The sequence below is a fragment of the Brasilonema sennae CENA114 genome, assembly GCF_006968745.1.
Lineage (GTDB): Bacteria > Cyanobacteriota > Cyanobacteriia > Cyanobacteriales > Nostocaceae > Brasilonema > Brasilonema sennae.
The window spans coordinates 4,695,999-4,709,903 of sequence record NZ_CP030118.1; the positions used below are offsets into that span (position 1 = coordinate 4,695,999).

Consider the following 13,905-nt stretch of genomic DNA (forward strand, 5'->3'; position numbering starts at 1 on the left):
TCTACTCCCTTCCTTCATATCGCTTTTAGTCTAAACTCCAATAAGGTAGTTACCCAACAAAAACTATGAAAGCTGAAGCACAAAACCATAGCCGACTAACTTGTGAAGTAGAAACCACACTAAAAGTCATTGGTGGACGCTGGAAGGTTTTGATTATAAGAGAATTAATGGATGGTGTGAAACGCTTTGGTGAATTACAGCGATCTTTAAATGGAATTACTCAAAAAATGCTAACTCAACAACTCAGGGAAATGGAGGAAGATGGGGTTATTGATCGCAAAGTTTACGCGCAAATTCCTCCAAAAGTAGAGTACTCTTTAACACCTTTAGGAGAAAGTCTTCAACCAATTCTCTATGCAATGCACGAGTGGGGTGTCAAGCATTTATCTGAAATAAATAATAAAAAGCAAAATATTTGAGCGCTGGGCTATTTTCGTTCATTCCTAAGAATTCTAAAGCACACAAGACTCATAAAATTCTTCACTCCAATTGTAAATATTCAATTGCAGCCTCTACTTTTGACGGATATCCCTCAGCAAATCTTTCAAACCAAAGTCCTTCTAAAGACAAGGGATCTAATTTTGCGAGCCAATCTTCAGCTTGCTTTTTCAACTCCTCTAATTTTTTCGCCTGAAGTTGTTCTTGTTGGATTCGTTCTTGTTCTTGTTCTTGCTGTTTTTGTGCTTGTTCAGCTAAATCTTTTTGTTCAAAATCAGCTTTGACTTCGGCTAATAATTTATCTATCAAGAAATTTGATTTCTCTTCCATTTTGCTGACTGGTTTAATTAAATTTGCTTTTAGCTGATGCTGTTGAGGTTTTTGTTCCTCATATTCAGCTTTCATCTCAGCTAAAAGTTTATCAAGAGAATCCATGTTCTGAAATCCTCCGTAACTACTCCAAATTCAGTTTGCTCCTCAATCCCATGAAAAATCACCACAAATGCTTAATCATTAATAGCGTTGAGCAGTACTTCTGATAAAGTCAGATCTTCCATATCTTCTATGGTGATGGTGTCGCAGATATCGAACTTTGCACCAGCCCCTTGCAGTTCATCATCTAATACTTTGAGAAAGCGAGTCGCTTGAGCATCTGTACCTACTTGAATAAAAGAAATAGCAAGTTCTTCATCTCGATCCATATGGCGAGAAGCTTCAATAATTACCTTCATAACTGCTTTACGATCATCTGGTTCACCATCAGTCACCACTAAAATAGTTTCACCATTTACCTGAGTTGCACCCGCAGCTTTGCGTTGAAAGTAGTTATCGGTTGCGTGTTTCAGCACACCTGCCAAGTCAGTTGTACCAGAAGGATCATTTTCTTGGAAAATTTGCAATACTTTGCTTGATGTCACATTTTCATAGCGCTTGAAGCGTCCAGAAAACAGATAAACAGTGATACCATCTGGGTCAAGTTGTTCGCATTTACTCGCCAAGGCAAAAGTAGATTCTTGTGCAGCAACCCATCTGCTTCTACTACCCTTTTGGTCTTGAGTTGCCATACTACCACTTTTGTCGATAATTAAAGTATAGTCACGATTGTCTAGCATTTTTCAATTCTCCCTATTTGTTATCAGTTATCAGTTATCAGTTACCAGTTACCAGTTATCAGTTATCAGTTACCAGTTATCAGTTACCAGTTATCAGTTATCAGTCGTTTACTGTTCACTGTTCACTGTTCCCTGTTAAGCGTTCCCTTATCACTCATCAGTTATTAATAACGAACAAAGGACAAAAAACTGATTAATCAGTCACCGCATTCATTAACACATCAGCAAGGCTCATATCTTCGAGATCATCCAAGGTTATTGTGTCGCAGATGTCAAATTTAGCACCAATATCTTGCATTTGGTCATCCAAAGCTTTGAGAAACTTGGTTGCTTGAGGATCTGAGCCTATTTGAATTAAAGAAATTCCCAATTCTTCATCACGTTCCATCTGACGCGATGCATTAATTATTACCTCAAAGACTGCTTTACGGTCATCTGGTTCACCATCGGTGATCACTAGAATTGTTTCGCCATTGGGCTTGGCTTGACCTGCAGCTTTGCGCTGAAAGTAGTGATTGGTTGCATCTTTGAGTACACCTGCTAAATTTGTCGTGCCACCAGGATCATTTTCTAGAAAAATTTGTGCCACTTTCGCTGAAGTGACATCATCGTAACGTTTAAATTTACCGGCAAATACATAAATTGTGATGCCGTCAGGGTCAAATTGCTCACACTTCCTTGCCAGTGCGAGTGTAGATTCTTGAGCCATTTCCCAGCGACTTCTACCACCAACTTGGTCTGGAGTAGACATGCTGCCGCTTTTATCAATAATTAATGTGTAATCGCGATCGCTCATCATAATATCCCTTTGATTGTTAACCTTGCTACCTTGTTGTTCTAGTCTAGCTTTTGAATTGTAGTTTTAACAGTTATCAGTTTAGCCCCAGCTACAGGGCATACTTTAAAATAGCTATAGGAATTCGGTTTGATTTATGAACTGACTCGTGAATAAAGGGAACACAACGACCACGCTCACTGCATCGCGCTTAACGCTTGCACCAGAAGGGGGAACATCAAATGTACTTAGTTTCACAAAAACAAATATGAGTACTATAAATAAAAAACAAATTTGATACTTTAAAGAGAAAAAACTTTGTATCCTGATGTTAATAGGTTTTAACAATTATTTTATAAGCTTGTGCAGGAAGATTTTAGACTCATAGTTGATTTAGTTTCAGTTTTTGCCGTTGCTGCTTGTGGCGGACTCTTGGCGGCGCTTTTAAGACAACCCGTTCTACTAGGGTATCTTATTGGTGGAATGGTCGTTGGGCCATCCGGACTGGGACTGATTAAAGAATTGATTCAAGTAGAAACGTTGGCTCAGTTTGGAGTCGCTTTTTTACTATTTGCCTTGGGTGTTGAGTTTTCCTTTACAGAACTGAAAAAAGTCCAGGCGATCGCCCTTGGTGGAGGAGGACTACAAATTGCCCTAACAATTCTCATCACAGTTTTAGTCTGTGGGGCGACAGGAGCTTGGGCATATCTACCAGCTAAAGGTATATTTTTAGGGGCAATTTTATCGTTGTCTTCCACAGCAGTTGTTCTCAAGTGTTTGATGGAACGTAATGAGACGGAAACGCCCCACGGACAGGTGATGCTGGGAATTTTGGTCGTTCAAGATTTAGCACTAGGACTGATGATCGCAGTCTTACCTGCCCTTCATGAACCTGGAGAAACGCTTGTTGTCGCAGTTTTGTTGGCACTGTTGCGGATTGGTTTATTTGCGGGTGGTGCAGTTATTGCGGGGATTTGGCTCATTCCTCCTTTGTTGCGATTGCTAGCCCGTACTGAAAGCCGAGAGTTATTTTTATTAGGTGTCGTAGCACTGTGTTTGGGTATTGCCTTACTCACAGAGTCTCTGGGGCTTTCTATTGAAATGGGAGCGTTTGTTGCTGGCTTGATGATTTCGGAAGTGGAATACGCTGATCAAACCCTTACGTATGTTGAGCCATTGCGAGATATTTTTGCCAGTTTATTTTTTGCCTCTATTGGGATGTTAATCGATCCACTGTTTTTGTGGAAGAATCTGGAATTGATTCTGGGATTAGTCACACTGGTATTTATTGGTAAATGTTTAATTATTACGCCACTTGTAAAGTTGTTCCGCTATCCGTTGAAAACAGCGTTAATTGTTGGGTTGGGACTGGCTCAAATTGGAGAATTTTCTTTTGTTCTCGCCAGCGAAGGACAGGCGCTGGGGCTGGTTTCTCGACAAGTCTATTTACTGATTTTGGGAACAACAGCAGTAACATTAGTGCTTACCCCTTTTGTGCTGCGTTTGGTTCCAATTGTATTTGACTGGGTAGAATCAGTACCTTGGTTAAAGCCCTATTTAAGCGGGGAAGGTCAGCCCTTGGGAGTTGCTGAAGAACTACCGATCAAAGACCATGTAGTTGTCTGCGGTTATGGGCGAGTGGGACGCAATTTGGTGAAGTTGCTTCAGCAGCACAATTTACCTGTTGTGGTGATTGATCAGTCAGAAAGTAGAATTCAACAGTTGCGCGAAGCTGGGGTTTCTTATATTTATGGTAATTGTGTAAGTTTTCACGTTTTAGAAACTGCTGGAGTCAACACAGCACGAGGAATGGCGATCGCACTTCCTGATCCCATGAGTACCCGTCTTTGCGTCAAACGCGCTTTGGAACTGTCTCCTGATCTAGATATCGTTGTTCGCGCCACAAATGACAAAAGTATTGAGGTACTTTATCAACTCGGGGCACGGGAAGTTGTGCAACCAGAGTTTGAGGCTAGTTTAGAAATGGTGAGTTACATCTTAACTGATTTGGGCTTATCATCTAGTGTGGTGCAACGAGAAATGCAGGAAATTCGCAGTCGTCATTATTTGGATCTGCGCCCTGAACAATCGGCGTCTGAGGTTTCTCGTGATTTACAACTAGCAACTCAAGACCTGAATAAACGTTGGTATTCTTTACCATCTGGTTCACCCCTAGTCGGTATGACTTTAGAAGAAGCAGATATGCGCTACTTAACAGGCGTGAGTTTGATGGCAATTCGTCGTCAAGGAGGTGAGGAAATAGATTATCCTTCACTCCAGACCGACTTAGAAGAAGGCGATCGCCTTTTGGTTGTCGGTTCTGATAATGAATTAGCGGCTTTGGATGAATTCGCCAAAGGTCAAGCTATTGTCCCTGGAGAAAGCAGCGCTTGCCAGTGGGTTACTCTCAATACTGATAGTCCAGCGGTTGGGAAAACCCTTGCAGATTTGGATACCCGCAACAAATATGCGGTTATGGTGCAAGCAATGCGACGAGAGGGCAAATTTATCCGCTTTCCCGATGATAATAAGGACTTGCAAGTCAACGACCAAGTTTTATTGTGTGGAAATTTGCTTTCTCTAAATCAAGTTGTGCAGTTGCTTGTCCCAGAAAGCAAAATACCGCTAACTATCCCAATCGTGAAAGCAGGCGAAGCAGAACCACTCAAAGAGTTTTTGCCAAGAGATAGTGTGTTGGATTAGTTGATGAGGCAGTGCGTTGCCCAGAGGAGCCCCTTGCGGGGGCATCTTTCCTGATGGCTCAATTTGTGTTGACAATGAGTATACATATTTTGTATACTCATTGTGAGGACAAAAAAGGAAACTGACTGATGCAACCGCATTCTGCCGAATCAGGCAACCGCAACATCACCATCAACATCCGAGCACACCAGGAGCAACGGGATCTGATTGACCGGGCGGCAGCAGCCCTCGGTAAGAACCGCTCCGATTTCATGCTAGAGACGGCGTGTCGGGAAGCGGAAACAGTTCTGCTCGACCGTCGGCTTTTTGTGCTGGATGAAGCAACTTTTCAGCAATTCATGGAACAGCTGGATACGCCGCCAAGAGCGAGTGACAATCTTAAAAAACTGCTTGCCACGAAAGCACCGTGGGAATGACAGAGCAAAACGAAGGACATCAGTCTCTGGAAGCGCCCCAACCGCTCAAACCAGACCATCAACGAGAGAATTTCACATCTGGCAGCCCAGAACTGGACAACTGGTTGAAAACGCGGGCACTCAAGAACGAAGACAGCGGGGCGTCTCGAACCTATGTCGTGTGTGTCGGGGACAAGGTGATTGCCTATTACTGTCTGGCGAACGGGAGCATCCTAAGCACCACAGCCCCAGGCAGGGTTCGCCGTAACATGCCTGATCCGATTCCTGTCATGGTCATTGGACGACTGGCTGTTTCACTTGACTGGCAGGGCAAGGGCATTGGACAAGCCCTGGTTCGCGATGCCGTGCTTCGCACCCTGCAAGCGGCAACCATTGCCGGTATCAGGGGGATTCTCGTCCATGCCCTGAACGAGGACGCCAAGGCATTCTATCTTCGATGCGGATTCATGCCTTCGCCACTGGCTCCCATGACGTTGATGCTGACCCTTGCGGATGCCAAAGTAGCTCTTGGTATTCAATGAGATATAGCGCCTGTTGTGATGGCTACTTATTCTTTTGCCTTAATATAAGCAATGGCTTGCTTCCAAACAGTCATCTGTTGACTGTTTTCATTCATAAGACACATACACTGAGAATCCTGCCATATGATTCTTCCAATCAATATGTCGCCAGTAAGCAGTTTGATTTCAATTGTGACTGCTTGCTGTATCAAATTTTGTACTTGCCGAATGCTAGGTAGTGAGGTGTCAAGTCCCATAATTGTCATCAGTCATCAGTCATCAGTTATCAGTCATCAGTTATCAGTTATCAGTTATCAGTTATCAGTTATCAGTTATCAGTTATCAGTGATAGTTGACAACTGACAAAAGACATTACACTAATGACGTAAAAACTCAAATATAATTCATCGACTTTGGCAATGGCAATAGAATTTACTAAGTATCACGGTCTGGGCAATGACTTCATATTGATTGACAATCGCTCGTCATCAGAGCCTGTCATCACTCCAGAGCAAGCGGTTAAGTTGTGCGATCGCCACTTTGGTATCGGTGCAGACGGTGTTATTTTTGCCCTACCTGGAGAAAACGGTACTGACTACACCATGCGCATTTTTAATTCGGATGGTTCAGAACCAGAAATGTGTGGTAACGGTATTCGCTGTCTCGGTGCTTTTTTAGCTGATTTGGAGGGTGACGCCAAAAAAAGCGACCAATATCGCATTCATACTCTAGGTGGTGTGATGACACCGCAACTCATGCCAGATGGTCAAGTTAAAGTGGATATGGGTATCCCCAGGCTACTTGCTGGTGAAATTCCCACGACTATCAACCCAGCTAACGAAAAAGTGATCAATCAACCGCTAGAAGTCGCAGGCAAAACTTGGGATGTCACGTGTGTCAATATGGGAAATCCTCACTGCATCACCTTTGTAGAAGATGTTGCAACAATTCCTCTAGAAGTTATTGGTCCTCAGTTTGAGCATCACCCAGTTTTCCCTCAACGAATCAATACTGAATTTATTCAAGTGGTGCGTCCTGACTACGTGAAAATGCGTGTATGGGAACGAGGTGCTGGTATAACTTTAGCTTGTGGGACTGGCGCGTGTGCGTCGCTAGTGGCGGGTGTGTTGACACAGAGATGCGATCGCAAAGCTACAGTAGAACTTCCAGGAGGACCATTGCTGATAGAATGGTCCCAAATCGACCAGCGGCTTTATATGACAGGACCAGCAGAGCGGGTTTTTACTGGGAAAATTGACTAAAACAAGGGGTTTAGGGGAGCCAGTACTTGATGAGTGTTTCCCGACAGAGGTATCTGGTGAGACCAGCGCTGCAGGAGGGTTTCCCTCCGTAGGCGACTGGCGTTCGCCCTTGGCGTGCCGCAGGCATACCCGAAGGGCGTGTGTAAGGGTGTAAGGGTGTAGGGGTGTAAGGGGAATAAACAACTAGGGATGTAGGGGTGTAAGGGGAACATACAACAGTTCCAAATAAAATGCATTTCCGCCTATTCCCCTATAGCCCAATACGGTTGAGTTAGTGGTATTTAGTTTTGCAAGATCCTCCAACAGAGTTAAAAAGCTTGCTTAGTTTGCTCCTTTTTAAGGAGGGCTAGGGAGGATCAATCCTTAACAGCAACCCTACACCCCTATACCTCTACACCCTTACACCCTTACACACGCCAGATACCTCTGTCGGGAAACACTCATCAAGTACTGGCTCCCCTACACCCCCATACCCCTACACCCCTAATTCTTTAAAAACCAAAGCCTACAAAACCACCATCAACTGCAATACACTGTCCAGTAATGTAAGTGGCTGTTGGCATACACAGGAAGGCTACTAAACCTGCAACTTCCTCTGGTGTGCCAACTCGCCCCATTGGAGTACGCGATAAAACGGAGCTTAACACATCTGAATTGCTCAAGAAAGATTCAGTTAAAGGAGTGAGAATAAACCAAGGAGCAACAGTATTTACACGAATTTGGTTTTCTGCCCATTCTACAGCCAAAGAACGAGTCAGTTGTACAAGCGCTGCTTTTGTCATTCCATAGGGTGCGCCTGTGCGAACTCCAGTTAACCCAGCAACAGAACCAATGTTGACGATGCTGCTGTTGTCTCCAGCTTTCAGCAAAGGATAAGCGAGTCGGCACATTTCAAATGTAGAGGTTAAGTTGGTTTGAAATATGCGCTCATATTCTTGTTCTGTATATTCCAGCGCTTTTTTGCGAATATTAGTGCCAACGTTGTTGACGAGGATATCTAATCCTCCTAAAGTTTGATTGACTTGTTCAATTATTGCCTGACGACCATCAGAAGTGGCAACATCCGCAGCAATTCCATAAGCTTTCCATCCTTGCGATCGCCAGTTTTCAAGCTGCTGGTTTATTGCTTGTGCATCTCTGGCAACAATCATAATTTCAGCACCGAGAGACAGGAATTCTTGGGCGATCGCTCCTCCAATTCCTTTGGTTGCTCCCGTAATCAAAGCTTTTTTTCCTGAAAGTGTCCAGCGGTTATTGTCCATTAGATATCTCCAAAATAGAATTTTTTCTGGTAAAAAAGTATAAAATAAGCTTTTTACCACAAGAAGATGAGTTACGTACTAGATTACATTGAACACAACCCTCAAGAGGTACAGCGATTGGTTGGTCTGAAATACGAGCAGCTAGAGCAACTAATGAAGCAGGCGATGGCCTTACATACCCAAAAGCAGCAGGAGAGCGAAGCAAAGAAAGTTAGAATCATCAATAAAGGGGGTGGTCGTAAGGTAAAGCTATCCACAGAACAGCAAATTCTGTTAACCCTGATATATTTGCGACATTTGACAACATTTCAATTGCTAGGTATCCAGTTTGGAGTGAGTGAATCAACAGCAAATGATACATTTAACTATTGGTTTCCACTCCTACAAGAAATCTTGCCATCAAGCTTACTTGAACAGGTAAAAAAAACACGAGTGACTATAAGATAGTTCAAGAAATTTTAACCGATTATGAACTGATAGTAGATAGTTGTGAACAGCCTAGAGAGCGACCTGGAGAGTATAAAGAACAAAAAAGATATTACTCTGGTAAAAAGAAAAGCCATACATTTAAAAATCAAATTATTGTTTTACCAGATGGGAAAGATATTGTTGATGTAATTGTGGGAAGACCTGGGCCGAAAAGTGATATAAATGTATTTCGTGAAAGTCGCAAAGGCTTTGACCCTAATCAAAAGTTTAAGGGAGATAAAGCTTATGAAGGAGAACCATTCATTAAGACTCCCACGAAAAAGGCGAAAAAACAAGAATTAACTCTAGAGCAGAAAGAAAAAAATAAAGAGTTGGCATCTGAACGAATCTTTGTTGAACATTTAATTCGTTTCATTAAGATATTTAGAGTTGCCTCTGAAAGATTTCGACTAAATCCACATAAATACGAACAGATAGTCATGACTATTTGTGGACTTGTAAGATTCCGAATAGGAGCATTGGTTTTACCAATATAAAATAGCACGATTTTACCAGGTTAGAATTAGCGTGTAAAAATACTTACTTCTACCTTATTATCAACAGTAACTGTCTCAAACATTATTTTTGCGTGGAGGCTGACTGATGTTTGAAATTGGCGTTCGCCTCTTGAAAGCCAGTTATAGAGTGCTATTGGCATTTTTCGGAGATGTCTAATGGTGAACAACGCTATCCAATTCCTGCTGCCATTAACGTATCTAACTTCAAGTCTGCGGTTATTTGGTGCCGTATGGCGAACGCAACTTTTGGTTATGCTCCACTCCGTGCTAGCGGTAGTGCAAGTAATTACTAGTACAAAAAGGCAGAAGTCCGGAGGCAGAGGGCAGAAGGCGCAAAAGCTTTTATTGTAAGCTTTTTCTCTGTTACTAATGGTTGCTTTATTTGCGCCGAACTGTACTAGTTTTTGCTTTTATAGCTATAGCCAACTCTATTAGGACGTAGGGAACAGGGAACGCTTAACAGGGAACAGGCAACAGGGAAGAAATACTTACCTTGTCAAGAAGTTTGAAAGTCTCGTAATGTCCATATTTTTCATGAGTTCATGTCCTAATCTACCTGGCAACGGCTATATCCTGCTGTAGTGGTTTCACAAGCAAAGAAATTTCCTTTGTGACTGTGGAACCAATCCAAAATTCAAAATTCCCAAGCCTCGGATCTGTCTGTGCGATTCATCTAAAATCTAAAATCTAAAATCTAAAATCCAAAATTGAATGACCACAGAGAACATTTGTGGTTAACAAAAGAATATTCCCAACGATAGTATTGATAAGCAGCATAAGCTTAATTTAGTAAAATTGCTAAAGAAGCGCTTGGTGATATTCATGAATTGCTCGCCGATTTCGCCTCCTATCCCCAAAGTTACCCGGTTGCGTCCTCATACTCGTTTGATCAGCAAGCAATCCATTTTGCGACAAATCGCCTTGGGGATTCTCAGTATTGGGTTAATTCCTACTCTAACCGCTCGTCCTAGCTTAAGTGCAGAGCGGTTGACTCTTTCCTATGGTGCTGTGTCTCGCTCTATTTCGATTGATTCTCTAGAAACCTATGCCAAGACAGGTAAAATAGATGATGACCTAGCTGTGTATGTTGAGTATGCAGGTAAAGAGCAACTAAAGCAACTGCCGCAATTGTTGCTGACTCCCATTCCCCTAAATGCTGTACAGGTTTCGCAGTTTCTTTATACACCGATCGGCGAAAGAGTGTTAGCAGATTTCGGAGAAGTCGTACAGCAAGAATCTCACATTAACGGGTTCTATGCAATTCGAGGAGCACTGATTCTTGCAGCCGCCGATCCAAAAAATTTCACTTTATTAAATATACTACGCAGGTTTCCCTCAAGAACGATTTCGATAAATTTAGCTCGCGGTTTGCAAATAGCAGAGGCATTCCAAAATATAGTCAATCAGACTCAACAGGCCATCGCACTGATCAACAAGCAGTCGTTGGATACAGCAAATGCCTCTACTTCAGATAAGATTTCACTCACAGATCTGCCACGATCAGGAAAATATCGTTGGCAGAAGCGGACTATTACGCTCAACGACACATCTCGTAATCGCATTTTTCCTGCTGACATTTATCTACCAGATGTATCTGGCTTTCGTCCAGTTATTGTCATCTCCCACGGACTTGGTTCTGATCGTACCAGTTATGCTTACCTTGCTCAAAACCTTGCTTCTTATGGGTTTGTCGTTGCTGTTCCAGAACATCCCGGTAGTGATGCCAAACAGTTGCAAGCTTTATTATCAGGTAGGGCGGCGGAAGTCACAAGTCCAAGAGAATTTATTGACCGCCCTTTGGATGTAAAGTATTTGTTGAATCAACTTACGAACCTATCTCAAACCGACCCTGCATACAAAGGGCGCTTGAATTTGGAACAAGTCGGCGTAGTCGGTCAATCCTTTGGTGGTTACACAGCTTTAGCATTAGCAGGAGCACCAATTAATTTTAAGCAACTAGAAAAAAACTGCCCAAGTTCACCAGATAAGGCTAATCTTTCACTGTTACTTCAGTGCTTGGCTGTGAGTTTACCACAATCTAGTACATATAACTTATCTGATTCACGAGTTAAAGCGGCGATCGCCATTAACCCGATTGACAGCACTATTATGGGGCAAGACAGTATCAGCCAAATTAAAATTCCTATAATGATTATGGCTGGCACTGCCGATACAATAGCTCCAGCATTTCCAGAACAAATTGAACCCTTCACCTGGTTAACCACCCTAAATAAATATTTAGTCTTAATTAATGGTGCTACCCACTTCTCAACAATTGGAGAATCACAAAGTTCTGGTGTACCCGTTCCCGAACAGGTGATTGGTCCGAGTCCTGCATTAGCACAGCGATATGTCAGGGCTTTGAGTCTTCCCTTCTTTGAAACCTACGTTGCTAATCAACCAAGTTACCGTCGCTACTTGAGTGCCAATTACGTCAACGCTATCAGTCAAGAACCCTTACGATTGAGTTTGGTACAGTTTCTCAGTTTGAAAAATTCTGCCTTGAGTCCAATACAACAGCACTCTGCTGTTTTTAATTCACAATCAAGTAGCCCTCCTTCCCTCCCAGCCTACGGTACAAAGCGCCCCTAGGGGGCGCGGCGCAAACGCGCTTCACTCCTTATTTTCACCTCAGGCGGGTGGGAAAACTTACAAGTATAAGGCGAAACATTAATCAGGTTGTTTTGTGACATTTCATACAATGTATCCTGTTGCCCTTCGGGTTCGCCAATCCCCCAAACTCCTGCGCAGACGCTACGCGAACGTGACGGAGACCGCCAAGACGGGGGCTGGTCTCACCTGTTGCCTGCTCCTGTTCGGACGTTCGGCGAAGCTATCTCCTGAGCCCTGAGTCCCAAAGGGACACGCTGCGCGAACGGGCACGGCTTGAGGCCGAACGGAGACGCTACGCGAACGACGCCGCTCAGCTTCCGCTCAGTCGAGCCGCTGACGCTCTAGGCGTTAAGAGTTAAGCGTTAAGCGTTAAGCGTTAAGAGTTCCCTGTATTTATTGAAAGTTTTGCCTACACACAAAAACACTAATTTTGTGCGGTAAGAAACTTTTTCTATCTGTAGTTAGAGTTTTACTGCAAGTCAATTAAACAGATTCACCCATTTGTATGAGGTAAACCATGAGTGAATAGAAGTATTTTATAGCTAACAACACATTAAAAATATACTTATAATTTTACCTTATACAATTAATCGTGAATGTTAATATCAGTTCCCAATTCCTCAAACGAGTCTTTACTTGTTTACTCTCAATTAGTTTAGTTGCAGGCTGCGAATCAATGCAAGCGCAGCAAATAACTATACAAGAAGAAAATGTTGTTTATGGTCAGAGTAATGGCGAATTAGCGGATCAAGGTTACACCCGCACTTACGATATTTATACGCCAAAGTCTTATTCTCCTAGTCGTCCTATGCCATTAGTTATGGTATTTCATGGAGACGAAGGCAGTGGACGCTCAATTAGTAATGTATCTCAATTTAATAAATTAGCAGACCAAAAAGGGTTTATTGTTGTTTATCCTGATGGCATTGATCAGAGATGGAGTATAAAAAATAAAAATAAAAGAAATATTGATGATGTTTCTTTTGTGAAGAATTTAATTAATCATATACAAGAAGTTAGAAATATTGATAGTCGTAGAATCTACGCCAGTGGTTTTTCTAGAGGTGGAATACTAACCCAAGCTTTGAGTTGTGAACTATCTGATAAAATAGCAGCTTTTGCTTCTGTAGCTGGTTCTTTGCCAAGGCGACTAAAACCAAATTGCCAACCAGAAATGCCTGTATCTATATTAATGATTAATGGCACAAACGACCAATCTGTAAATTATCAGGGTGATAAGAAAACTCAAAAAGGATCGCTCGTTTCTATTCCAGAAGCAATAGAGTTTTGGCGTACTCACAACCAATGTCCGGAATATACTGCCAAAAATGATACATTTTTGGCTGGGAATCAGAGCGATGCTCCAGCAGGGAGCCGCGCAAGCCGCGATCGCTCAAAACTTAAAACCTATTCCTACTCCGGTTGTAGCGCTGGTTCCGAGGTTGTAGAATTAGCTGTAGTCAACGGCGGACATCTCTGGTACGGTGGTAGTTCTACTGATAAAGATGTAAATGACTTCAATAAAGACCTCGGTTTAGACTCAACTCAGACGATTTGGGACTTCTTTGAGCGTCATACTTTACCTTTAGTTTGAAAGGGTGTAGGGGTGTAGGAGGAGCCAGTGCTGTGGGGAGCCAGTACTGCCAAGAGTTGTGCCTTGCGGAGCCAGTACTTGATGAGGGTTTCCCTCACTTGGTATCTGGTGAGACCAGCGCTGCAGGAGGGTCTCCCTCCGTAGGCGACTGGCGAACCCGAAGGGCGTCGGGTTAAGCGCGTTGTGGCAACTAGCCCCGATAGGCGTAGCCGTGCCGCAGGCATAGGGGGCGCTACGCAAACCC

16 protein-coding genes are annotated in these 13,905 nt (G+C 42.9%); 10 read left to right on the forward strand and 6 right to left on the reverse strand.

Annotated elements, in window-relative coordinates:
• Positions 1-65: 65 nt before the first annotated feature.
• Entirely contained in the window at positions 66-419 is a 354-nt protein-coding gene (locus DP114_RS19765) for a winged helix-turn-helix transcriptional regulator (RefSeq protein WP_169267567.1), read from the forward strand.
• A gap of 61 nt (positions 420-480) precedes the next feature.
• Here DP114_RS19765 and DP114_RS19770 read toward each other — a convergent pair whose 3' ends face one another.
• From DP114_RS19770 to DP114_RS19780, 3 genes are all read right to left on the reverse strand, one after another.
• Positions 481-873 (reverse strand): salt stress protein, Slr1339 family, encoded by a 393-nt coding sequence (locus DP114_RS19770; RefSeq protein ID WP_169267568.1) that lies wholly within the window; start codon positions 871-873, stop codon positions 481-483.
• A gap of 71 nt (positions 874-944) precedes the next feature.
• Positions 945-1,550: a vWA domain-containing protein gene (locus DP114_RS19775; RefSeq protein ID WP_171976927.1), complete on the reverse strand. Its 606-nt coding sequence runs from the start codon at positions 1,548-1,550 to the stop codon at positions 945-947.
• Positions 1,551-1,743: 193 nt separating this feature from the next.
• A complete protein-coding gene (locus tag DP114_RS19780) occupies positions 1,744-2,349 on the reverse strand; it encodes a vWA domain-containing protein (RefSeq protein ID WP_169267570.1) in 606 nt (201 codons plus the stop codon).
• A 339-nt stretch (positions 2,350-2,688) separates the two neighbouring features.
• Here DP114_RS19780 and DP114_RS19785 point away from each other — a divergent pair, with 339 nt between their 5' ends.
• The 3 genes from DP114_RS19785 to DP114_RS19795 all read left to right on the forward strand — a co-directional run bounded on the left by DP114_RS19785 (position 2,689) and on the right by DP114_RS19795 (position 5,965).
• A complete protein-coding gene (locus DP114_RS19785; RefSeq protein ID WP_169267571.1) occupies positions 2,689-5,028 on the forward strand; it encodes a monovalent cation:proton antiporter family protein in 2,340 nt (779 codons plus the stop codon).
• Positions 5,029-5,156: 128 nt separating this feature from the next.
• A complete protein-coding gene (locus DP114_RS19790; protein ID WP_169267572.1) occupies positions 5,157-5,444 on the forward strand; it encodes a type II toxin-antitoxin system TacA family antitoxin in 288 nt (95 codons plus the stop codon).
• Entirely contained in the window at positions 5,441-5,965 is a 525-nt protein-coding gene (locus DP114_RS19795) for a GNAT family N-acetyltransferase (protein ID WP_171976928.1), read from the forward strand. The genes DP114_RS19790 and DP114_RS19795 overlap by 4 nt, the downstream gene beginning before the upstream one ends.
• A gap of 26 nt (positions 5,966-5,991) precedes the next feature.
• On the opposite strand, the gene DP114_RS19800 is transcribed toward DP114_RS19795, so the two are convergent.
• Positions 5,992-6,210 (reverse strand): Hfq-related RNA-binding protein, encoded by a 219-nt coding sequence (locus tag DP114_RS19800; RefSeq protein WP_244837949.1) that lies wholly within the window; start codon positions 6,208-6,210, stop codon positions 5,992-5,994.
• Between the two features lie 153 nt (positions 6,211-6,363).
• Here DP114_RS19800 and dapF point away from each other — a divergent pair, with 153 nt between their 5' ends.
• Positions 6,364-7,206 carry a diaminopimelate epimerase gene (dapF, locus tag DP114_RS19805; protein ID WP_169267574.1) on the forward strand — a complete coding sequence of 281 codons (843 nt, stop codon included), beginning with the start codon at positions 6,364-6,366 and terminating at the stop codon, positions 7,204-7,206.
• A gap of 491 nt (positions 7,207-7,697) precedes the next feature.
• On the opposite strand, the gene DP114_RS19810 is transcribed toward dapF, so the two are convergent.
• The gene (locus DP114_RS19810) at positions 7,698-8,468 is read right to left on the reverse strand and encodes an SDR family oxidoreductase (protein ID WP_171976929.1); all 771 of its coding nucleotides are present in this window, start codon (positions 8,466-8,468) and stop codon (positions 7,698-7,700) included.
• A gap of 66 nt (positions 8,469-8,534) precedes the next feature.
• Here DP114_RS19810 and DP114_RS36090 point away from each other — a divergent pair, with 66 nt between their 5' ends.
• The 5 genes from DP114_RS36090 (at position 8,535) to DP114_RS19830 (ending at position 13,661) form a co-directional block, all read left to right on the forward strand.
• The gene (locus tag DP114_RS36090) at positions 8,535-8,915 is read left to right on the forward strand and encodes a helix-turn-helix domain-containing protein (RefSeq protein WP_246162596.1); all 381 of its coding nucleotides are present in this window, start codon (positions 8,535-8,537) and stop codon (positions 8,913-8,915) included.
• Positions 8,916-8,944: 29 nt separating this feature from the next.
• Positions 8,945-9,433 carry an HARBI1 family protein gene (locus DP114_RS36095; RefSeq protein ID WP_246163376.1) on the forward strand — a complete coding sequence of 163 codons (489 nt, stop codon included), beginning with the start codon at positions 8,945-8,947 and terminating at the stop codon, positions 9,431-9,433.
• 170 nt (positions 9,434-9,603) lie between these two features.
• Entirely contained in the window at positions 9,604-9,747 is a 144-nt protein-coding gene (locus DP114_RS19820; protein ID WP_171976930.1) for a DM13 domain-containing protein, read from the forward strand.
• 529 nt (positions 9,748-10,276) lie between these two features.
• A complete protein-coding gene (locus tag DP114_RS19825; RefSeq protein WP_171976931.1) occupies positions 10,277-12,046 on the forward strand; it encodes an alpha/beta hydrolase in 1,770 nt (589 codons plus the stop codon).
• A 613-nt stretch (positions 12,047-12,659) separates the two neighbouring features.
• Complete coding sequence (locus tag DP114_RS19830) at positions 12,660-13,661, forward strand: extracellular catalytic domain type 1 short-chain-length polyhydroxyalkanoate depolymerase (protein WP_171976932.1); 1,002 nt, start codon at positions 12,660-12,662, stop codon at positions 13,659-13,661.
• Here DP114_RS19830 and DP114_RS34455 read toward each other — a convergent pair.
• A partial coding sequence (locus DP114_RS34455) for a hypothetical protein (protein WP_216669924.1) occupies positions 13,653-13,905 on the reverse strand: 253 nt, incomplete at its 5' end. The genes DP114_RS19830 and DP114_RS34455 overlap by 9 nt on opposite strands.